The organism is Curtobacterium sp. SGAir0471 (assembly GCF_005490985.1).
Lineage (GTDB): Bacteria > Actinomycetota > Actinomycetes > Actinomycetales > Microbacteriaceae > Curtobacterium.
This window is the reverse complement of sequence record NZ_CP027869.1, coordinates 2,506,305-2,526,224: the sequence shown is the minus strand read 5'-3', so window position 1 is coordinate 2,526,224 and position 19,920 is coordinate 2,506,305. Positions and strand designations below refer to the sequence as shown.

Here is a 19,920-nt window from a genome sequence, read left to right as displayed (position 1 = left end):
TGAACGGAACCTCACGCGGGACCGACCTCGCGCGGTGCGGGCGGGCCGCCGCGCCGGATCCCCGCTCCTGGGGTCGCGCCCGTCAGCTCCCCGTGCCGGAGCACCGGGACGCCGGCGACCAGGACGTCGTCGGTCCCGACCGCGGTGGCCGTGGGGTCGGCGTAGGTCGAGCGCGCGGCCACCCGCTCGGGGTCGACGACCGCGAGGTCGGCGACCGCACCGGCACGCACCGCCCCGCGGTCGCCGAGCCGCAGGTGCTCGACGGCGGTGGTGGACAGGTGCCGCTGCGCCTCCGGCCAGGTCAACAACCCGGCGCGCACGAAGTCACCGAGGTACCGCGCGACGGTGCCCGCCGCCCGCGGGTGCGGGTGCGTGCCGACGTGGATGCCGTCCGATCCCGCGGTGTGCCCAGGGTGCCGGACGAGCGGCGCGAGGTCCGCGGGGGAGCGGGGGTGCGGCACCCGCATGATCGCCGTGACCTGCAGCGCGGAGGCCACGAGCAGGTCGACCGCCAGCTCGACGGGCTCGGTGCGGCGCAGGGCGGCCGCCTCGGTCAGGGTCCTGCCCTGCAGGTCGTGGTGTGCGCGGGACGGCACGTGCGACAGGGTGATCTGGTCGGCCCAGCCCGCTCCGAGGTCCGGCCGAGCGGTCACCCGCTCGAGCACGGCAGCACGGACCCGGGCACGTCCGTCGCCGTCGGCGACCGCGCGGGCCAGATCTTCGGTGCCGGGACGGGCGAGCGCGGCGGGGAGCAGCAGCATCGACAGGATGGTGCACCCGCGCGAGTACGGGTAGGCGTCGAAGGTCAGCGGGACACCCGCGGCCGCCAGGTCGTCGAGCGCGCCGAGGGCGGTGTCGACCGGGGCGTGCAGGTGCGACACGTGCGCACGGACGCCGCTCGCCCGGACGATCGCGGCGACCTCGTCGAGCCCCTCGCGCAGGTTCGCCTCGTACCCGCCACGGACGTGCGAGACGTAGATGCCGTCGGCTGCCGTGACCTCCCGGCAGAGCGTGGCGAGCTCGGCTGGGTCGGCGTACAGCCCGGGGACGTAGTCGAGTCCGGAGGCCAGGCCGAGCGCCCCGTCGGCGAGCCCGCGGCGGACGAGCGCCCGCATCGCAGCGGTCTCCTCGGCGGTCGCCGGTCGGTCCTCGTCGCCGATCACCTCGTGCCGGACGGTGCCGGCGGGCACGAGCGTGGCGACGTTCACCGGCGTGGTGCCGTCGTACGTCGCGAGCAGGCCCGCGATGCCGTCGCCGCGGTAGCGGGGGTGCGGACCGTCGATCGCTGCGAAGTACCGGTCCGCCCACGTCCCGTCACCGGGGGCCGGACCGACGCCGTCCTGGCCGGTGACGATCGTGGTGACGCCCTGTCGGAGCAGGGCGAGCTGGACGTCCTCGTCGAAGACCCGCGACCCGGCGTGCGCGTGCGCGTCGACGGCCCCGGCGAGGACGACGCGCCCACCGCAGTCGATCGTGCTCGCGTGGTCGGGCGCATGCAGGCCCGGGTCGACCGCGGTGACCCGGCCGCCGTCGACGAGCACGTCGGCACGGTGCAGCCCGTCCGGCCCGACGACCGACCCGCCCCGCAGCAGGACCGCGGCACCGACGTCCGGGGTGGTCATCGGGCGATCCCCGCGAGGAGCCGCTCGGCGCGGGACCGCACCGCATCGGTGTCCCCGGTGGTCAGGGCGTCGCCCACCAGGGGGGAACCGAGTCCGACGGCCACCGCCCCGGCCGCCAGGTAGTCGGCGGCGTCGTCGACACCGATCCCACCGGTCGGGACGACGTCGACGAAGTCGAGCGGGGCGAGCACCTGCCGGAGGTACGCGGGGCCGCCGAGCTGCGCCGCCGGGAAGACCTTCACCGCCCGGGCGCCGAGCCGCCACGCCCGCACGATCTCGGTCGGGGTCGCTGCACCCGGGTACCACCCGAGTCCGAGGTCGTGCGCTCGCTCGCCGATCGCGGGGTCGAGGTGCGGGCTGACGACGAAGGACGCCCCGAGCTCGGCAGCCTCGTCGACCTGCTCGGGGTCCAGTACGGTGCCCACCCCGACCGAGACGTCACCGCCGAACCGTCGTGCGGTCCAGGCGGTTCCCTCGCGCCACCGTCGCGTGTTCGTGGTGAGCTCGATCGCCCGGACGCCGCCTCCCACCAGGGCGTCGACGACCGCCTCGACGTGGTCGCCGGTGCCACCGCGGAGGATCGCGACGGCGGGACCCGCGCCGTGCCGGGTGCCGTGGTCGGGACACGGTGTGGTGCTGCCGGAGGTCGTACGGTTCGTGCTCACGAGCTGGGCTCCTCGGGGTGGCGTTCGTGCTCTTCTGGTGCGGGATCAGCGGTCGACGCGGTCGTGCACGGCGGTGTCGGTGTCGGAGTCGGCGTCGGCCTCGGCCTCGGCCGCGGCTCCCGGAGCGGGGAGTCGCCAGTCGCCCGGGACCGTGCAGGCGAGCGCCCCGGCGTCCGCGGCGCGGTCGAGTGCGGTGTCCGGATCGGCTCCCGTGATCGTCGCCGCGAGCCACGCAGCAACGAACGCGTCGCCGGCACCCACCGGGTCGACGACGCGGACCGGGGTCGCCGCGCGCCGGGTCGTCCGCCCGTCGACGACCGAGACGGCACCGCGGGAGCCGAGCTTGACCACGGCACGACCCCGGGCCAGGTCGGCCAGCCCCCGGGCGAGGTCCTCGTCGGACACAGTTGGGGCGTCCCGGTCGTCCGGGCACCCGAGCAGGATCCGGGCCTCGTCGTCACCGGCGAACACCACCGCGGCACGGGCGGCGACGGCGCGGTAGTGCTCTCGGGCGACCGCGGCGTCGAGCAGCTTCTGCCGGTGGTTCACGTCGAACGACACCGGGACCCCGGCGGCCTCGGCCCGGTCGAGCACCGCGGTGACCGTCCGCCGGGCGGACTCCGAGAGCGCGAGCGTGATGCCGCTGACGTGCACGAGCGCCGACCGTTCGACGAGCCCGGGCGGGACGTCCTCGGGCGCGAGCGCCGACCCCGCGGAGTGCCGACGGTGGTAGGTCACGCGGGTCCGGCCGTCCCGGAGCCGTTCCTTCATCATCAGCCCGGTCGACCGCTCCGGGTCGACGACCGCGACGACGTCCACGCCGGCCTGTCCGACGTCGCGCAGGACCCGGTCGCCCGCGGGGTCCGCTCCGACCCGGCCGACCCAGGTCGCCGGCACCCCGGCCCGGACCAGGCCGATCGCGACGTTGCTCTCCGCCCCGCCGGTGTCGACGCGCATGTGGTCGAGGTCGCACACCTCGCCGACGCCCGGGCCGGCGAGCAGCAGCATCGTCTCGCCGAGGGTGAGCACCCCCGCGCTCGCGGTCACCGGACCGCTCCGCCCGGCGTCGTCCGCCGCAGGGCGAGCTGTGCGGAGGAGGACCCGAGGGCGACCGAGATCTCGAGCGCGGTCCGGACGACACCGTCCCCGAGCTCACGGACCGCCGCCGCGGGGAAGCGGGACGCCAGCCCCGAGATGCTCATCGCACCGACGACCTGGTTCGCGTGGTCGAGCACGGGCGCGGCGACGCAGCGGATGCCCGGCTCGTTCTCGCGGTCGTCGATGCCGTAGCCGCGCGCCCGCGTGCGTTCGACCTCCTGCCGCCAGCGCCCGTCGTCGGTGATGGACTGGTCGGTCATCGCGGTCGCGGGCACGGCGAGCACCGCGCCGAGGAGCCCCGGGTCGCCGAACGCCACGATCGCCTTGCCGGACGCCGTGTTGCGCATCGGCAGGCGGTTCCCGATGCGCGACCCCATCCGGACCGTGCCGCGGGTCTCGACCTTGTCGACGTAGACGATGTCGGTGCCGTCGGGCACGACGAGGTGGCACGTCAGCCCCGTCAACTCGGCGGTGCGCCGCATGAAGGGCGCGGCGGCGGAGCGCAGGTCGATGCCCTCGAGGTAGCTCTGCCCGAGGAGCAGCGCACCGAGCCCGAGCGTGAAGCCGGCGTCGGGCGTGCGGCGGAGCAGGTCCGTCTCGACCATCGGGGCGGTCAGGCGCAGCACCGTCGACTTCGCGGTCCCGAGCATCGACGCGAGCTCGCCGAGGGACACCGACGCGGCACCGTTCCGGGTGCGGTCGGCCACGTGGTCGAGGAGCGCCAGCCCCCGGCGGAGCGACAGGGCGGCGTTCCGCGCGGGGACGGCCGGCCCCGGCTGCTGCTCGTCGTCGACGGGCATCAGAACCACGTCGCGATCGTCTCGGTGACGGTGTCGTCGTCCGCGAGCAGCTGCACCTGCCGCCACTTGTCGAAGACCGTGCACGGGTGGGAGACGCCGAGCACGACGACGTCGCCGGGCGTCAGCCCGGGTGCCCCGTCGGCCAGGGCGAGGTAGCAGTGCTGGTCGTCCAGGCGGGTGACGGTGACCGCGCCGGGTGGTGGGACGACCTGCGGGTCGCCTGCCGTGCCTCCCGGCCGGATCCCGCGCACGACGGGCAGGCCCTCGTCGAACGACACGTCGCGCTTGCCCACCGCGACCAGCGCGCGACCCGGCTCCGGGCACGACGTGACGCGACCCCAGACCTCGATCGCCGGGCGGAGCGAGCCCTCCTCGGGGCGGCGGCCGAACGGCGTGCGCTGGGCGTAGAAGCCGTCGTCGTGGGTGAGGTAGGCGCCCGACCGCAGGAGCACGTCGACGTCGTCGGGCCGGTCCTGCACGGCGTCGACCACCCCGTCGAACCACGCGCTGCCGCCCATGCTGAGCAGTGCGCGCCCGGCGACGAGACGGCGGAGGTCGCCCGCGATCGCGAGCACCCCGGCGACCCATGCACGGGCGGTGTCGACGTCGGGCAGGCCGCCCTCGTACCCGGTCACGCCACGGAGCACGAGGCCCGCGTCGTGCGCGGCCTCGGCGACCTCGCGCGCCCCGTCCGCCGAGCGGACGCCCGTGCGGCCGCCGGGGAAGCCGACCTCCACCAGGACGTGCACGGTGCCGTCGACGGAGCGGGCGGCGCTCGCCGCGGCCGCGACACCGGCGACCGAGTCGACGTTGCAGAGCACGTCGGCGTCGGGGTCGACGTGGCGGCGCGAGGCGAGCCAGGCGAGACCGGCGGGGTCGAGGACCTCGTTGGCGACGAGGATCCGGTGCACGCCGTGCGCCCAGGCGACCATCGCCTGCTGGACGGAGGCGACGGTGACGCCCCAGGCGCCCGCACGGACCTGGCGCTCGGCGAGGGCCGGTGCCATGTGCGTCTTCATGTGCGGGGCGAGGAGCAGTCCGTGGCGGTCGACGTAGGACTGCATGACGGCGGTGTTGTGGGTGAGGGCGGACTCGCGGAGCGTCATCACCGGCAAGTGCGCGTGGTCGAGGACGTGGCGCCCGACGACCGGGGCGGCGGGGTCGGCGGCGCCCTTCGTCGTGACGGTGCCGGGCGTGCGGACGGGCTGCCCTGCTGCGGTGGTCGTCGTCATCGGTCCTCCTGCGCTGGTGCGGTCCGCTCCTGCTGCAACGTTCCCGGTGCCGTGTCCCTGAGGGCAACGTTCTCGTCGGACTCATTCTGCTCTGCAGAACAGTCGGCTGGTCGCGAGTCGGTGAGGCCGACGATGCGCGGGATCCCGGGACGGTGCGCTGCGCGGCGTCCGGGCGCTCCCGGCTGCGCGGCTCAGAAACCGAGCGGGCATAGCATTCGACTGAGATGATGACGATGACGACGACACGACGACGGGGCAGCACGGCGGTGGCCGTGCTCGTCGCGGGCACCTTCTTCATGGAGCTCCTGGACGGCACGATCCTGGCGACCGCCGCCCCGGCGATGGGGCGCGACCTCGGCGTCGACTCCGCCGCGATCGGCGTGGCGATCACCGCCTACCTCGTCACGCTCGCCGTGTTCATCCCGGTCAGCGGCTGGCTCACCGACCGGGTCGGGTCGCGTACGGTGTTCGCCGGGGCGATCGCACTGTTCACCGTGGCGTCCGCACTCTGCGCCGCGTCGACCGGGCTCGTCGAGCTCACGGCCTGGCGGATCCTGCAGGGCCTCGGCGGGGCGCTGATGGTGCCCGTCGGGCGTCTGGTCGTCCTGCGCAGCGCGGGGCGCGAGCAGCTCGTCACGGCCATCGCCATCCTCACCTGGCCCGCACTCGCCGCGCCGATCATCGCGCCCTTCGTCGGCGGGGTGCTCGTCGACACCCTCAGCTGGCACTGGATCTTCCTCGTGAACATCCCGCTCGGGATCAGCGCCTTCGTCGCCGCGCTGGTGCTCGTGCCCCAGGAGCGCGCGTCCGAACGCGTCCCGTTCGACTGGCGAGGGTCGCTGCTCGCGTGCCTGGGGCTCGGGTCGCTCGTGGTGATGGCCTCGCTGCTCGCGCTCGACGAGATCCCCCTGGTCGCGGTCGTCGTGTCCGGTGTCGTCGGCGCGGTGTGCTGCTGGCTGGCCGTGCGGCACTTCCGCCGGGCACCGCACCCGATCATGGGACTCGGCTCGTTCCGGCTCGAGACCTTCCGCGTCTCGCACGCCGGTGGCAGCCTGTTCCGGCTCGCCGTGTCGGCCGTGCCGTTCGTGCTGCCGCTGCTGTTCCAGGACGCCTGGGGCTGGAGCGCGGTGCTCGCCGGGTCCGCGGTTCTGTGGGTGTTCGTCGGCAACCTCGGCATCAAGCCGATGACGACGCCGTTCCTCCGCTGGTTCGGCTACCGGCCGGTGATCGTCGTGTCGAGTGCGATCGCGGCGCTGAGCGTGGTCGCGATGGTGTTCCTCACCGAGGACACCCCGTTCTGGCTGCTCGCCGTGCTGCTCGTGGTGAGCGGCGCCGCGCGCTCGGTCGGCTTCACGGCGTACAACACGATCGCCTTCGCGGACGTCGAGCAGGCGGACATGACCCCGGCGAACACGCTCTCGTCCACGCTGCAGCAGGTCGCGGCGGGCTTCGGGGTGGCGGTGGCCGCGGTGGCGATCCGGGCTGCGGCCGGGCTCGGCGGGACCGGGCCCTACGACGTGGCGTTCTGGGTGATCGCGGTGCTCCTCGTGGTGGCGTGCGTCGAGGGCGTCCTGATGAGCCGGACCGCGGGGGACACGGTGCGCCCGGCGCGGCGGGTGCGGGCTGCGGCGCGCTGACCGGCGCGGCGGGTGCGGACGGCGGCGCGCCGACCGCTGTCCGTTCGCGACACGGTCACACGCTCGAAACCCGGGGTGCGCTACGGTCACAGCAACTGTCCGCGACAGCCGAGTACGGTTGCCGCGGCAGGGTGACCGAGACACCCAGGACGGAAGGCAGCATGGCCGGGCCACAGCAGCAGGGGACGATCGCAGGCGACACCGCCGTGCAGCCCACCGAGCTGCGCGTCGTCAGCTACAACCTCCGCGAGCACACCGCCAACGGCGAACTCGCCGCCCTGGCCGAGGCGTCGCAGGCGGACGTCGTCTGCGTGCAGGAGTGCGACAGCAACGACCTCGCGTCGAAGGTCGCCGGGCTCTCCCTCGCCGCGTCGACGAAGGCCAACCGCCTCGGGCTCGCGATCTACAAGCGCGACGACCGGTTCGAGGTGCAGGACTTCAGCATCCACTCGTTGCAGAAGTCCCTGCACGACCGGGTGCTCGCGCCCGCGCACGAGCGGCTCATCGCGATGCGGCTCCGCGACACCGAGGCCGACACCGAGGTGATCGTGGCGTCGTTCCACGCCTCGCCGCTGACGGCCACGAACTCGCTCCGGCGCAAGCAGATCGAGGCTGCGCACCAGTTCGTGCGCGACCTGTCCGACGAGGCCCCGGCGATCATGGTCGGCGACTTCAACTACCCCTGGTTCCAGACGAACCTGCGCCGCAAGATCGAGGAGCACGGCTTCGCGCTGTCGCTCTCCGACCAGCCGACCTACCTGCGCTACCGCAAGTTCACGGGCCACTTCGACTTCGCGACGAGCGTCGGACTGCACATCGCCGGCGTCGAGACCCTGCCAGCGGGCATCTCCGACCACCGGCCGATCCTGGTCCGGGCGCACTACGAGCACCCCGGCGTCGCGACCGCCGCCGTGGAGGTCCCCGAGGCCCCCGCCGCCTGACGGTGGCGTGCGCGGCGGCCGCGCCCCGGGTCCTGGTCGCAGGACCCACCGTCGACCGACCGTCCTGGTCGCACGCCATGCCGTCGGCCGACCGTCCTGGTCGCACGACATGCCGTCCCGAGTGATCATGAGCGGCACGTCGTGCGACTGGAGCCGCCCCGGCGCGACCGGAGCCGACGGCGGGACGGCGCCAGAGGACGGGACGCGACCGGGCGACGGACGGGAGGCGCGGTGCCAGCTGGCACCGCGCCTCCCGTCCGTCCGTGGCCGCCTCGGCGACCAGTGGTCAGCTCAGCGACGCAGCGTCGCCCTGGCGAGCCGGTTGCCGATGAACTGCCCGAGCTGCACGATCACCACGATCGCGGCGACCGACACGTAGACGATCCACCAGTCGTACCGCTGCGAGCCGTACACGATCGCGTACTCGCCGAGGCCACCGCCGCCGATCAGGGCTCCCTGCGCCGTCATGTCGACGATGCCCACGAAGATGAACGTGTAGCCGAGGATGAGCGGCCCGACGCCCTCGGGGATGAGGACCGTCAGCAGGATCGACACCGGGTGCGCGCCCGATGCCCGTGCCGCCTCGACCACGCCGGGGTCGACCGCGAGCAGGTTCTGCTCGACGATCCGGGACACCGCGAACGACGCCGCGAGCGAGATCGCGAAGGTCACCGCAGGGACGCCGATCGTGGTCTGCACCGCGACGCGGGACAGGGGCGCGATCGCGGCGAGGAAGATCACGAACGGGATCGGGCGCACGATGTTCACGAGCACGTTGACGATCGTGTAGACCGTCCGGTTGCCGAGCAGGTTGCCCGGACGGGTCGCGTACAGGACCAGTCCGAGCGCCAGTCCGATCACGCCGGCGAACACCAGGGAGACCAGCGTCATGACCAGGGTGTCGCGGATCGCGCCGAGGAAGACGTCGAACGTGTCGATCACGCTCTGGAAGCCGTTCCCGTTCATTCTGCGACCTCCTCGTCGACGGTGATTCGACCGTCGCGCAGCGCACCGAGCGCCCGGTCGACGGCGGTGGGGTCCTCCGCGGTCAGTTCGTAGGTGAGTGATCCGATGCGGCGTTCGCGGATCTCGCCGACGCCGCCGAACACGAGCTCGGCGGACACGCCAGCCGTGCGGAAGGCGGCGTCGATCCGGTTCTGCAGGCCGACCTCGTCGGTGATCTGCACGGTGACCAGCCGGCCGCGGTGGTGCTCGCGCAGCCGGGCGAGCTGCTCGGCGGACGGACGGTCGTGCAGGGCGGTGCGTACGAAGCGCTGGGCGGCGCCCGTCTGCGGCGAGGCGAACACGTCGTAGACGTCCCCGACCTCGACCACGCGGCCGTTCTCCATGACGGCGACGCGGTCGGCGATCTGCCGGACCGCGTCCATCTCGTGCGTGATGACGACGATGGTGACGCCGAGCTCCCGGTTGACCCGGCGGAGGAGCGCGAGGACCTCGGAGGTGGTGTCCGGGTCGAGGGCGCTCGTGGCCTCGTCGGCGAGCAGCAGCTCGGGGTTCGAGGCGAGGGCGCGGGCGATGCCGACGCGCTGCTTCTGCCCGCCGGACAGCTGCTCCGGGTACGCGTGCGCGCGCTCGAGCAGCCCGACGAAGTCGAGGAGCTCGGCGACGCGGCGGTCGCGTTCGTCCTTGGCGACGCCCGCGACCTTGAGCGGGTAGGCGACGTTCCCGGCGATGGTCCGCGAGCGGAACAGGTTGAACTGCTGGAAGATCATGCCGATCTTCCGACGCGCCAGGCGGCGTTCCTTCTCGGGGATGGCGGTGAGTTCCCTGCCACCGACGGTGACCGTGCCGGACGAGGGCAGCTCGAGGGCGTTCACGAGGCGGACCAGGGTGGACTTGCCGGCACCGGAGTACCCGATGACGCCGAGGACCTCTCCCTGGTGCACGTCCAGGGAGACGTCCTCGACGGCCACCACGGTCTCGCCGGTGTCGGCGCGGCGGTAGTGCTTCGAGACGCCGCGGAGTTCGACGAGGGCGGGCACTACTGCTTGGCCGCCTTCGCGTCCTGCTCGACCTTCGCGAGCTCGTCCTGGAGCTTCGTGGCGCTCTCGTCACGGGCGACGGCCTCGGGCAGGTCCTTCTTGAACGCCTGCTGCACGGCGTCGTCCTGGAAGAGCTTCGCGAGGTCCAGGTACGTCTCGTTGTCCTTGTCGGCGTCGCGCACGGCGAAGACGTTCACGTAGGGGGCTGCGCTCGCGCTGGCCGGGTCGTCCTGGAAGATGATGTCGCTGGTCGGGAGCTTCGCGGCGGTGGCGAAGTTGTTGTTCACGACGGCCGCGGCGACCGAGCCCTGCTGCAGGGCGTTCGCGGTCTGCGATGCGTCGAGCGGCTGGACGTCGACCTTCGACGAGGTGATGTCGGTCGTCGTCGAGAACGCGGACCCGCCGTCCTTGAGCACGAGGAGCTTCGCGGACTGCAGGATGAGGAGCGCCCGCGCCTGGTTGATCGAGTCGTTCGGGATCGCGATCTTGGCGTCCTGCGGCAGCTCGCTGGTCTTCGTGTAGTCCGTCGCGTAGAGCGGCAGCGGGTAGACGGCGGTCGAACCGATCGGCTGCAGGTCGTCGTTCGAGGTGACGTTGTAGTCCGCCAGGTACTGGATGTGCTGGAACTGGTTGATGTCCAGCTGGCCGTCCTTGAGCGCGGGGTTCGGCAGCGAGTAGTCCGAGAAGTTCGTGAGCTCCACCGTCACGCCGAGTCGCTCCTTCGCGAGCTTCGTGTAGGTGTTCCAGTAGCCGAGCGACTTGTCGGCGACACCGATGGTCACGGTTTTGCCGGAGCCGCCACCGGAGGCAGCGTCGTCCGACCCGCCGGAGCGGACGGCCGCCACCACGACGGCGACCACGATCGCGATGACGACGACCGCGGCAGCGATGATCCAGCCGACGGGGCGCTTGCCCTTCGGCTTCTGGGGCAGGACGGGTGCTGCGGACATGGGTGCTCCTCGTGGGGGACGTGCCCGGACGGATGCGGCGGTGCCGGGCGTGGCGGGCCCGGACGGCGGCGTGCACGGGCGGTGCGGTGGGGAGCCGCGGGATGCGCGGCCAGGTTCCGAGTGTGGCTGTCTGCGGCACGACACGCACGACGCGTTCCGCCGTGTTACATCCCGCCGGGTTCTCCACAGGCGGTGCGGGGCGAGTGCCGGACGCAGCGGGGCGTTGGTTGACTCGGGGTGTGCGCAGCATCGAACTCGTCCTCGACCCCGACTCCGACGCGGCCGTGCGCGCGGCGTGGGACGCCCTGACGGCAGCCGACCTGCCGAGCCTCGGGCGGTCGGGGACGAACGACCCGCACGTCACCCTGGCCGCCGGCGACGCCTTGCCGGTCCCGGACCGCTTCGACGCCCCCGTGCCGACGACGCTCCGGCTCGGCGGGCTCCTGCTCTTCCCGGCCGGCGCAGGGCGGTCCGTGCTCGTCCGGGCCGTCGTCGTGGACCCGGTGCTGTCGGCGTTCCACGCTTCGGTGCACCGGCTCGCGCCGGACGCCGTCGAGACCTCGCTGCCCGGTGCCTGGTCGCCGCACGTCACCTTCGCCCGTCGGGTGCGTGACGAGGACCTGCCCGCCGCCGTGGCCGCGTTGCGCGCGACCCCGCTGCCGGAGACACTCACGGTCGGCGGTGTCCGCCACTGGGACGGCGAGACGCGGACGGTCACGCCCGTCGGGTGACGGGCGCCCTGTCTGGAGGCGCGGCTCAGGTCCGCAGCACCCGCTCACCGAACGCGGACGCGAACACCCGCTCCGGGTCGCCCGCCGCCACCAGCCGCCGGAAGTCGGCCAGTCGTGGCCAGAGCGCCTCGATCGCACCGGTGTCGAGCGAGCTCGTCTTGCCCCAGTGCGGTCGCCCGTCGAACGGCGCGAGGCGTGCCTCGAGGTCCGGCAGCAGCGCCGCCACGGCCTCGGGGTGCTTCCGCCAGGTGAACGCGATGCAGAGCACGTCCTCGCCCTGCGTCGGGCTCAACCAGAACGGGTCGGCGGCCATCGTCCGGAGTTCGCAGACGTGCAGGTGCGGCTGGATCCGGTCGGCCAGTCCGCGGAGGGCGTCGAGCGCCGCGGCCGCGTGTCGGAGCGGGACGAAGTGCTCGCTCTGCACCTCGGACCCGACGCTCGGCACGGCGTCGATGGGGAAGTGCGGCAGCCGGTCCCACCACGGTCCGACCGTGCCGTCCCGGGGGGTGACGTGCCCGTCCGCCGGGCGTGCAGGCAGCCTCGGTGCGCCGAGCAGTGCCTCCGGGACGTCGACGTCGTCGGCGCCCTCCGGCACGCGGGACTTCAGCAGCACCTCGCTGATCTCGTCCCCGAACACGGTGTACGAGCACACCGAGTAGGCGGCCGCGTGCACGTCGGCCACGTGCGCGAGGAACCGGTCCCAGGGGATCCGCCCGTAGGTGTCCTGGCGCATCCGGTAGCGCGGTTCGACGTCCACCTCGACGCGCGTGACGATGCCGAGCAGCCCGAGGTGCAGCACGGCCCCGTCGAAGTCGTCGTCGCCGCGGCGGACGGTGCGCACGGAGCCGTCCGCGCCGAGGAGCTCGAAGGACCGGACGGCGGTGCTCAGCGACCCGAGCGTCGTGCCGGAGCCGTGCGTGCCGGTGGCGATCGCGCCGCCGAGCGAGATGTGCGGCAACGAGCCGGTGTTGTGCAGGGCGACCCCGGCGGCGTCGAGGTCCGGGGCGACGATGCCGTACCGGGTGCCGGCGCTCATCGAGGCCGTGCCGGCGGCGGTGTCCACGACCAGGTCGGTGGGGAGCCCGGTCAGGTCGAGCAGCACCCCGCGGGCGTCCGCGACGTCGTTGAACGAGTGCCGGGTGCCGAGGCCGTGTACCCGGCGGGACCGCGCGACGATCTCCGCGGCTTCCTCCAGCGTCCGCGGCCGTTCCACCCGCTCGGCCGAGTACGTGACCGTGCCGGACCAGTTGATCTCGCTCGCCGTCGACCGCATGCCGCCCACGATGCCACGCCGTCGTCGACGGGGCACTGCGGCCGGGACGGTGCCCGACGTCGTCGACGGGGCACCGCGGGCGAGGGCGCGGTGCCCGCCGTCGACGACGGGGTACCGCGGACCAGCGCCGGTCAGTGCATCGCGGGAGCGCCGGCGGGGGCGCCCTCGGGCGTCGCCGGGCGGCGCACGAACGCCGACGTCAGGATGCCGACCAGCGAGATGACCCCACCGACCAGGAACGCCGTCTGCACACCCGAGGCGGTCGCGGCGGCCACCCCGGCGGCGTCCGCGTCGGCCCCCGCCGAGGCCGCACCGATCGTGAGGAGCGTGACGAAGAGCGCCGTGCCCGCCGCACCCGCGAGCTGCTGGGTCGTGCCGAGCACCGCGCTGCCGTGCGAGTACAGCTTCGGCGGCAGACCCCCGAGCGCGGCGGTGAACAGCGGCGTGAAGGTCAGCGCGAGCCCGATGCTCAGCACGACGTGGGCGCCGAGGACGAACCACACGCTCGTGTCCACGCCGACCGTGGAGAGCGCCCACAGCACCGCGCTGATGATGATCGAGCCCGGCACGAGGAGCACCCGGGGACCGCGGCGGTCGTAGATGCGCCCGACGACGGGGGAGAGCAGCCCCATCAGCAGACCACCGGGCAGCAGCAGGAGCCCGACGGTCAGGACCTCGAGCCCGAGTACGCGCTCCAGGTAGATCGGCAGCAGGATGAGCGTGCCGAACATCGCCATGAAGCTGATGCCCATCGCCACGATCGGGACCGTGAAGCCCTTCGTGCGGAAGGTCAGGAGGTCGAGCAGGGCGCTGTCGGTGCGCTGCAGGCGGGTCTGCCGGACGACGAAGAACGCCAGTGCCGCGAAGCCCACCACCAGGGCGAGGACGGGGACGAGCGGACCGGTCGACCCGGCCTCGCCGAAGCTCGACAGCCCGAAGACGATCCCGCCGAACGCGACGGCGGAGACCACGACCGACAGGACGTCGAGCGGCGCGCGTCGGGGCGTGGTCACGTTGCGGACCTTGAGGATGCCGAGCACGAGCGCGGCGACGGCGATCGGCAGCACGAACCCGAACAGCCAGCGCCACGAGAACGCGTTGAGGATCAGGCCGGAGATGGTCGGACCGACGGCCGGCGCGACCGAGATGACGATCGAGATGTTTCCCATGATCCGGCCGCGGTGCGCCGGCTCGACCAGGTTGAGGACGGTGGTCATGAGCAGCGGCATCATGATCGCGGTCCCGCTGGCCTGCACGATGCGGCCGACGAGCAGCACGGGGAACCCGGGTGCGGCCAGGGCGACGAGCGTGCCGAGCGAGAAGAGCGCCATCGCGGCGATGAAGATCTGCCGGGTGCTGAACCGCTGCAGCAGGAAGCCGGTGACCGGGATCACGACGGCCATGGTCAGCAGGAAGCCCGTGGTGAGCCACTGCCCCGTCGCCGCGGAGATGTCGAGGTCCTCCATGAGCCGCGGCAGCGCCACACCCATGATCGTCTCGTTGAGGATGACGACGAACGCCGAGACGAGCAGGAGCCCGATCACGAGCCTGGTCTCGCCGGCGGAGGGCGGCGAGACGCTCCCGGTGCGCGGGGCGGAATCGACGGCCTGGGTCATGCGGGGCTCCTGGGGAGTGACGGCGTGCAGAGGGGGCGCGGACTGCGCAGACGAGGCAACAGCCTGAACGGATCCGAGTATTCCGCTTCCGTGTGTCGTCCTCGTGAACGGACCGAGCGCACGGACCGGATGCGCGGCGCGACCTCGCCCGCGGTCAGCGCAGGATCGCGAACCCGTCCCCGTCGCCGTGCGGCACGACGCTGCGCTCGGCGACGTCGGTCACCGTGGCCGTCGGCGGGCCGGTGCGCAGGAACGCCATGAGCGCCTGCACCGATTCGGACGGCCCCTCGGCCTCGACCTCGACCGTCCCGTCGAACAGGTTCCTGGCGTACCCGTCGAGCTCCAGTCCGTCTGCCTTGCGTGCGGTCCAGTACCGGAAGCCGACCCCCTGCACCGAGCCGGACACCACGGCGTGCACCCTCGTCACCGTCGTCATGCCGTCAATGTAGGCACGCGTGGTCCCCGGTGCGTTACGGGTCTGTTCCGGTCTCGTGAACGGTGATAGTGTCAACGCAACCCGAACACTTCGAGTCACCATGACACAAACTGATTCCACCACCATCCGCGTCGCGGTCTCCACCGTGATCGTCGCCCTGCGCCCGCACCCCGACACCGGGGCCCCGGCGCTGTGGATGCCGCTGGTGCGCCGCGTGACCGACCCGTTCGAGGGCTCGTGGGCGCTGCCGGGCGGCTGGGTCGGTCCGGACGAGGGGCTCGAGGACTCCGCCGCCGCACGCCTGCGCGAGACGACGAACGTGCAACCGCGGTACCTGGAGCAGCTCTACGCGTTCGGCGACGTCGACCGCTCGCCGAGCCGGGTCGTGTCCATCGTCTACTGGGCGCTCGTGCACCCGGACGAGGCCGAGTCCGTCCCCGACGACTGGAACGTCCGGTGGTTCCTCGCCGACGAGCACCCGGCGCTCGCGTTCGACCACGACCGCATCGTCGAGTACGCCCTCTGGCGACTGCGCAACAAGATGTCGTACTCGCGGATCGCGCAGGCCTTCCTCGGCGACCGCTTCACCCTCGCCGAGCTCCGGGGTGTGTACGAGGCGGTGCTCGGCCGCACCCTCGACCCCGCGAACTTCCGGCGCCAGGTCGAGCGGACCGACGCGATCCTGCCCACCGACGAGACCACGAGCGGCGACCGGCACCGGCCGGCCCGGCTGTACCGCTCGAACCCCGACCTGGCCTACGCGGACAACGGTCCGCTGACCGACACCACGACCCGGACCACGCCCGGGGCCACGGCCCTGGCCACGGTCCTGCCGCCGCGGTCCACCTCAAACCGATAGGAACCACCGTGTCCATCGCCGTCACCATCGAGCGCATCTCCAACGGCGCCGTCGCGGGCAGCACCTGCACGCCCGACCTCGCCGCACCGACGTGGGACTTCGACAGCCGTCCCGGCTACGGTCCCGGCTCGTCGATGTCCGACGTCATCCCGACCTCGGCACCGCGACAGGGGCAGCTCCCCGACGAGTACAAGACCGCGAGCGACGACGAGCTGCGCGCGCGCATCGAGCGGGCGAAGGCGACACTGGGGGACCGGGTCGTCGTGCTCGGGCACTTCTACCAGCGCGACGAGGTCGTCCGGCACGCGGACTTCCTCGGCGACTCGTTCCAGCTGGCCAACGCCGCCCTGACGAAGCCGGACGCCGAGGCCATCGTGTTCTGCGGCGTGCACTTCATGGCGGAGACGGCGGACATCCTCGCCCGCGACGACCAGCGCGTGATCCTGCCGAACCTCGCCGCCGGCTGCTCCATGGCGGACATGGCCGACATCGACAGCGTCGAGGCCGCGTGGGCCGAGCTCACCGCCGTCTACGGCACGGCGCCCGACGCCGACGGCCGCGTCCCGGTCATCCCGGTCACGTACATGAACTCCGCCGCCGACCTCAAGGCGTTCTGCGGCCGGAACGGCGGGATCGTCTGCACGTCGTCGAACGCGGCGACCGTCCTCGAGTGGGCGTTCGAGCGCGGGCAGCGCGTGCTCTTCTTCCCCGACCAGCACCTCGGCCGGAACACCGCGAAGGCGATGGGGATCAGCACCGACCGCATGCCGATGTGGAACCCCCGCAAGGCCCTCGGCGGCAACGACGAGCAGACCCTGCTCGACGCGCAGGTGGTCCTCTGGCACGGCTTCTGCTCGGTGCACCGCCGCTTCACGGTCGAGCAGATCGAGCAGGCCCGGCGCGAGGACCCGGGCGTGCAGGTCATCGTGCACCCCGAGTGCCCGATGGCGGTCGTCGACGCCGCGGACGCCGCCGGCAGCACCGACCTCATCCGGCGCACGGTCGCAGCCGCCACCGAGCCGACGTCGTTCGCGATCGGCACCGAGATCAACATGGTGAACCGGCTCGCCGCCGAGTACCCGCAGCACCGGATCACCTGCCTCGACCCGGTCGTCTGCCCCTGCTCGACGATGTACCGGATCCACCCGGGCTACCTCGCCTGGGTGCTCGAGGCCCTCGTCCGCGGCGAGGTCCTCAACGAGATCACGGTCCCCGCCGACGTGCAGGCCGACGCCAGGGTCGCGCTCGAGCGCATGCTCGCCGCGAAGCCCCGCGGCTGACGGTCCGGCGACCGAGGACACCGAGGACCACACCGTGCACGTCGTCATCGTCGGGTCCGGCATCGCCGGGCTCACCGCCGCGATCCGCGCCAGCGCCCGCCACGACGTCACCCTGGTGACGAAGGGCGGGCTCGCCGACGGCGCCACCGCCGCCGCCCAGGGCGGCATCGCCGTCGCGCTCGGCGCCGACGACACCGTCGCCCTGCACGAGCACGACACCCACACCGCGGCCGTCGGGAGCGCGGACGCGCGCGCCGTCGCACTGCTCTGCGCCGACGGCCCGGCGCGCGTCCGCGACCTGCTCGCACTGGGTGTGCCGTTCGACCGGACGACCGACCCGGACTCGCTCGACCGCCACGGCGACGACCTCGCCCGCGGGCGCGAGGCCGCGCACGCACGCTGGCGGGTCGTGCACGCCGACGGCGACGCCACCGGGGCGGCCGTCGAGCGCACCCTCGTCGCCGCCCTGCTCCGCCGGCACGTCACGGTGCTGGAGCGCACCTGCCTCACCGACCTCGTCGTCCGCGACGGCGCCGTCGTCGGCGTCGACGTGCTCGACCTGCTCGGCGAGCCCCGACGGATCGACGCCGACACGGTCGTCGTCGCCTCCGGGGGTGCCGGGCACCTGTACCGCGAGACGACGAACCCGCTGGTCGCGACGGGGGACGGGGTCGCCGCCGCCTGGCGTGCCGGTGCCGTCCTCGCCGACCTGGAGTTCGTCCAGTTCCACCCGACCCGGCTGGCCGTCCCGGACGGCGGGCTCCTGTCCGAGGCGGTCCGCGGCGAGGGCGCCGTCCTCCGCGACGCGACCGGCCGGCGCTTCATGACCGCCGTGCACCCGGACGCCGAACTCGCCCCGCGCGACGTGGTCGCCCGCGGCATCGCGGCCACCGTCCGCGACCAGGGCGGCGCCCCCGTGCTCCTCGACGCGACGGGGCTCGGCGCGGACCGGCTCGTCGCGCGCTTCCCCGGGCTGACCCGCGCCACCCGTGCGGCCGGCTTCGACTGGACCCGCGAGGGCGTGCCGGTCGCCCCCGCCGCGCACTACGCGATGGGTGGGATCGCCACCGACAGCGAGGGCCGCACGAGCCTGCCCGGACTCCTCGCCGTCGGTGAGGCCGCCTGCACCGGCGTCCACGGCGCCAACCGCCTCGCGTCGAACTCGCTGCTCGAGGGCCTCGTGTTCGGCGTGCGAACCGCCGACGCGATCGGTGCACCGCGACCGGCGCAGTTGCGCCTGCGCGGCGACGCGACCCTGCCGGTGCACACCGTGCCCGACGACCGGGTGGGTGACGTGGCGGACCCGCGTGGTGCCTCCCGGCCGGACGGAACGGGACCGGACACGACGGAGCGGCACACGACCGTTCCGGACGCAACGCCGTACCGGACCGACCGCCGTCGACGGCCTGGAGGCTCCGCCCACCCCGACCGTGCCGCCCACCTCCGGCAGGCGGTGCAGACCGAGATGACGGAGCGGGTCGGCCTGCTCCGTGACGCGGACGGACTGGCGGCCGCGCGTCGGGCGCTCGCCGCCCTGCGTCCGCCGGTGGCGCGTTCGGTGCGGGACCACGAGGACCGTGCCCTGCTCGACCTGGCGCGGATCACCGCGCTCGCCGCCGAGGCCCGCGCCGAGTCCCGTGGCGCGCACGCCCGGACCGACCACCCGGACACCGACCCGTCCGCGCCGGTGTCCGTCGGCTGGGCCCGCGCCGTCGCCACGGGACGCGCCCCGGTCGACCGCGCCGACCGACCCGTCAGCACCACGCCGTCCGACAGCACCGCCCTCGTCCAGCAGGGAGTCCCCGCATGACCACCACCGTCCCCGCAGCAGCCGGTGCCACCGCCGTGGCCGGTGGCCGTCCCACCGGACCGTCCGACCCCGGGGCGATCCCGCCGCACGCCCTGCGCCGCGTGATCGAGACCGCGCTCGAGGAGGACGCGCCGTGGGGCGACGTCACCAGCGAGACGCTCATCCCCGTCGACGCCCGGGCGACCGCGACCCTGGCCGCCCGCGAGCCCGGCGTGCTGTCCGGCGGTGCGGTGTTCGCGGCCGTGATGCACGCCGTCGACCCCGCGGTGCGGACCGAGCTGCACCTCGCCGACGGCGCGACCTTCGCGGCCGGGCAGGTGCTGGCGACCGTCGTGGGGCCCGCCCGCTCGGTCCTGCGCGCCGAGCGCGTCGGGCTCAACCTGGTGCAGCGGATGTCCGGCATCGCGACGGTCACCGCGCGGTACGTCGCGGCGGTCGCGGGGACGGGGACCCGGATCGCCGACACCCGCAAGACGACGCCGGGCCTCCGTGCGGTCGAGCGGTACGCCGTGCGCTGCGGCGGCGGGCACAACCACCGGAACTCGCTGTCCGACGCCGTCCTCGCCAAGGACAACCACCTGGCCGTGCTGCTCGCCGGCGGCACCCCGATCGGCGACGCCGTGCGTGACGCCCGCCGTCGGCTCGGGCACACGGTCCACCTCGAGGTCGAGGTGGACCGGCTCGACCAGGTCGAGGCCGTGGTGTCCGCCGGGGTCGACACGATCATGCTCGACAACTTCACAGCGGAGCAGCTCGTCGAGGGCGTGCACCAGGTCGCCGGCCGCGCACTCGTCGAGGCCTCGGGCGGCGTGTCGCTCGAGACCGTCGGCGCGATCGCGCGGACCGGGGTGGACGTCGTCTCGGTCGGGGCACTGACCCACTCGGCCCGGGCGCTCGACCTCGGGCTCGACGTCGACGTGACCGGCGCGTCCGCCGGTGGCGACGTCGACGCGACCGGCGCCTGACG

18 protein-coding genes are annotated in these 19,920 nt (G+C 73.6%); 7 read left to right on the top strand and 11 right to left on the bottom strand.

Annotated features, from left to right (window positions below; all coding sequences use genetic code 11):
* Nucleotides 1-11: 11 nt before the first annotated feature.
* From C1N91_RS11710 to C1N91_RS11690, 5 genes are read right to left on the bottom strand one after another with little or no spacing between them, the layout of a single operon-like run.
* A complete protein-coding gene (locus C1N91_RS11710) occupies nucleotides 12-1,622 on the bottom strand; it encodes an N-acyl-D-amino-acid deacylase family protein (protein WP_137767842.1) in 1,611 nt (536 codons plus the stop codon).
* Complete coding sequence (locus tag C1N91_RS11705; RefSeq protein ID WP_137767841.1) at nucleotides 1,619-2,287, bottom strand: bifunctional 4-hydroxy-2-oxoglutarate aldolase/2-dehydro-3-deoxy-phosphogluconate aldolase; 669 nt, start codon at nucleotides 2,285-2,287, stop codon at nucleotides 1,619-1,621. The genes C1N91_RS11710 and C1N91_RS11705 overlap by 4 nt, the downstream gene beginning before the upstream one ends.
* Before the next feature lie 45 nt (nucleotides 2,288-2,332).
* Nucleotides 2,333-3,334, bottom strand: coding sequence for a sugar kinase (locus C1N91_RS11700; RefSeq protein WP_137767840.1), 1,002 nt, complete (start codon nucleotides 3,332-3,334; stop codon nucleotides 2,333-2,335).
* Nucleotides 3,331-4,185: an IclR family transcriptional regulator gene (locus tag C1N91_RS11695; RefSeq protein WP_137768807.1), complete on the bottom strand. Its 855-nt coding sequence runs from the start codon at nucleotides 4,183-4,185 to the stop codon at nucleotides 3,331-3,333. The genes C1N91_RS11700 and C1N91_RS11695 overlap by 4 nt, the downstream gene beginning before the upstream one ends.
* Nucleotides 4,185-5,417 carry an alanine racemase gene (locus tag C1N91_RS11690; RefSeq protein ID WP_137767839.1) on the bottom strand — a complete coding sequence of 411 codons (1,233 nt, stop codon included), beginning with the start codon at nucleotides 5,415-5,417 and terminating at the stop codon, nucleotides 4,185-4,187. Before C1N91_RS11690 ends, C1N91_RS11695 begins: the two co-directional genes overlap by 1 nt.
* 224 nt (nucleotides 5,418-5,641) lie before the next feature.
* On the opposite strand from C1N91_RS11690, the gene C1N91_RS11685 reads away from it, so the two are divergent.
* Entirely contained in the window at nucleotides 5,642-7,054 is a 1,413-nt protein-coding gene (locus C1N91_RS11685) for an MFS transporter (protein ID WP_217496427.1), read from the top strand.
* Between the two features lie 161 nt (nucleotides 7,055-7,215).
* On the top strand, nucleotides 7,216-7,995 hold the full coding sequence (locus tag C1N91_RS11680; protein ID WP_137767838.1) for an endonuclease/exonuclease/phosphatase family protein: 780 nt from the start codon (nucleotides 7,216-7,218) through the stop codon (nucleotides 7,993-7,995).
* 291 nt (nucleotides 7,996-8,286) lie between these two features.
* Here C1N91_RS11680 and C1N91_RS11675 read toward each other — a convergent pair whose 3' ends face one another.
* From C1N91_RS11675 to C1N91_RS11665, 3 genes are read right to left on the bottom strand one after another with little or no spacing between them, the layout of a single operon-like run.
* A complete protein-coding gene (locus tag C1N91_RS11675) occupies nucleotides 8,287-8,961 on the bottom strand; it encodes a methionine ABC transporter permease (protein ID WP_137767837.1) in 675 nt (224 codons plus the stop codon).
* Nucleotides 8,958-9,998, bottom strand: coding sequence for a methionine ABC transporter ATP-binding protein (locus tag C1N91_RS11670; RefSeq protein WP_137767836.1), 1,041 nt, complete (start codon nucleotides 9,996-9,998; stop codon nucleotides 8,958-8,960). Before C1N91_RS11670 ends, C1N91_RS11675 begins: the two co-directional genes overlap by 4 nt.
* Nucleotides 9,998-10,948 (bottom strand): MetQ/NlpA family ABC transporter substrate-binding protein, encoded by a 951-nt coding sequence (locus tag C1N91_RS11665; RefSeq protein ID WP_137767835.1) that lies wholly within the window; start codon nucleotides 10,946-10,948, stop codon nucleotides 9,998-10,000. Before C1N91_RS11665 ends, C1N91_RS11670 begins: the two co-directional genes overlap by 1 nt.
* A gap of 239 nt (nucleotides 10,949-11,187) precedes the next feature.
* Between C1N91_RS11665 and C1N91_RS11660 the strand changes: the two genes are divergently transcribed.
* Entirely contained in the window at nucleotides 11,188-11,679 is a 492-nt protein-coding gene (locus tag C1N91_RS11660; protein ID WP_175416005.1) for a 2'-5' RNA ligase family protein, read from the top strand.
* Between the two features lie 25 nt (nucleotides 11,680-11,704).
* Here C1N91_RS11660 and C1N91_RS11655 read toward each other — a convergent pair whose 3' ends face one another.
* The 3 genes from C1N91_RS11655 to C1N91_RS11645 form a co-directional block, all read right to left on the bottom strand.
* Nucleotides 11,705-12,952 carry a D-arabinono-1,4-lactone oxidase gene (locus C1N91_RS11655; RefSeq protein WP_137767833.1) on the bottom strand — a complete coding sequence of 416 codons (1,248 nt, stop codon included), beginning with the start codon at nucleotides 12,950-12,952 and terminating at the stop codon, nucleotides 11,705-11,707.
* Nucleotides 12,953-13,083: 131 nt separating this feature from the next.
* Entirely contained in the window at nucleotides 13,084-14,568 is a 1,485-nt protein-coding gene (locus tag C1N91_RS11650; RefSeq protein ID WP_137767832.1) for an MDR family MFS transporter, read from the bottom strand.
* Between the two features lie 154 nt (nucleotides 14,569-14,722).
* On the bottom strand, nucleotides 14,723-15,004 hold the full coding sequence (locus C1N91_RS11645; protein ID WP_175416004.1) for an acylphosphatase: 282 nt from the start codon (nucleotides 15,002-15,004) through the stop codon (nucleotides 14,723-14,725).
* Between the two features lie 100 nt (nucleotides 15,005-15,104).
* Here C1N91_RS11645 and C1N91_RS11640 point away from each other — a divergent pair, with 100 nt between their 5' ends.
* Genes C1N91_RS11640 through nadC form a run of 4 tightly spaced genes read left to right on the top strand, consistent with a single transcriptional unit; the run spans nucleotide 15,105 to nucleotide 19,918 of the window.
* Nucleotides 15,105-15,863 carry an NUDIX hydrolase gene (locus C1N91_RS11640; RefSeq protein ID WP_254678232.1) on the top strand — a complete coding sequence of 253 codons (759 nt, stop codon included), beginning with the start codon at nucleotides 15,105-15,107 and terminating at the stop codon, nucleotides 15,861-15,863.
* Nucleotides 15,864-15,871: 8 nt separating this feature from the next.
* Entirely contained in the window at nucleotides 15,872-17,143 is a 1,272-nt protein-coding gene (gene nadA, locus C1N91_RS11635) for a quinolinate synthase NadA (protein WP_137767831.1), read from the top strand.
* A 34-nt stretch (nucleotides 17,144-17,177) separates the two neighbouring features.
* Nucleotides 17,178-18,953 (top strand): L-aspartate oxidase, encoded by a 1,776-nt coding sequence (locus C1N91_RS11630; RefSeq protein WP_137767830.1) that lies wholly within the window; start codon nucleotides 17,178-17,180, stop codon nucleotides 18,951-18,953.
* Nucleotides 18,950-19,918 carry a carboxylating nicotinate-nucleotide diphosphorylase gene (nadC, locus tag C1N91_RS11625; RefSeq protein ID WP_137767829.1) on the top strand — a complete coding sequence of 323 codons (969 nt, stop codon included), beginning with the start codon at nucleotides 18,950-18,952 and terminating at the stop codon, nucleotides 19,916-19,918. Before C1N91_RS11630 ends, nadC begins: the two co-directional genes overlap by 4 nt.
* The last annotated feature ends 2 nt before the right edge of the window (nucleotides 19,919-19,920 follow it).

What these genes read in the sequence shown, in the direction of transcription:
- C1N91_RS11710 (WP_137767842.1), bottom strand. Translation starts at nt 1,622, where the DNA reads ATGACCACCCCGGACGTCGGTGCCGCGGTCCTGCTGCGGGGCGGGTCG.
- C1N91_RS11695 (WP_137768807.1), bottom strand. Translation starts at nt 4,185, where the DNA reads ATGCCCGTCGACGACGAGCAGCAGCCGGGGCCGGCCGTCCCCGCGCGG.
- C1N91_RS11690 (WP_137767839.1), bottom strand. Translation starts at nt 5,417, where the DNA reads ATGACGACGACCACCGCAGCAGGGCAGCCCGTCCGCACGCCCGGCACC.
- C1N91_RS11685 (WP_217496427.1), top strand. Translation starts at nt 5,642, where the DNA reads ATGATGACGATGACGACGACACGACGACGGGGCAGCACGGCGGTGGCC.
- C1N91_RS11680 (WP_137767838.1), top strand. Translation starts at nt 7,216, where the DNA reads ATGGCCGGGCCACAGCAGCAGGGGACGATCGCAGGCGACACCGCCGTG.
- C1N91_RS11675 (WP_137767837.1), bottom strand. Translation starts at nt 8,961, where the DNA reads ATGAACGGGAACGGCTTCCAGAGCGTGATCGACACGTTCGACGTCTTC.
- C1N91_RS11665 (WP_137767835.1), bottom strand. Translation starts at nt 10,948, where the DNA reads ATGTCCGCAGCACCCGTCCTGCCCCAGAAGCCGAAGGGCAAGCGCCCC.
- C1N91_RS11655 (WP_137767833.1), bottom strand. Translation starts at nt 12,952, where the DNA reads ATGCGGTCGACGGCGAGCGAGATCAACTGGTCCGGCACGGTCACGTAC.
- C1N91_RS11650 (WP_137767832.1), bottom strand. Translation starts at nt 14,568, where the DNA reads ATGACCCAGGCCGTCGATTCCGCCCCGCGCACCGGGAGCGTCTCGCCG.
- C1N91_RS11645 (WP_175416004.1), bottom strand. Translation starts at nt 15,004, where the DNA reads ATGACGACGGTGACGAGGGTGCACGCCGTGGTGTCCGGCTCGGTGCAG.
- C1N91_RS11640 (WP_254678232.1), top strand. Translation starts at nt 15,105, where the DNA reads ATGACACAAACTGATTCCACCACCATCCGCGTCGCGGTCTCCACCGTG.
- nadC (WP_137767829.1), top strand. Translation starts at nt 18,950, where the DNA reads ATGACCACCACCGTCCCCGCAGCAGCCGGTGCCACCGCCGTGGCCGGT.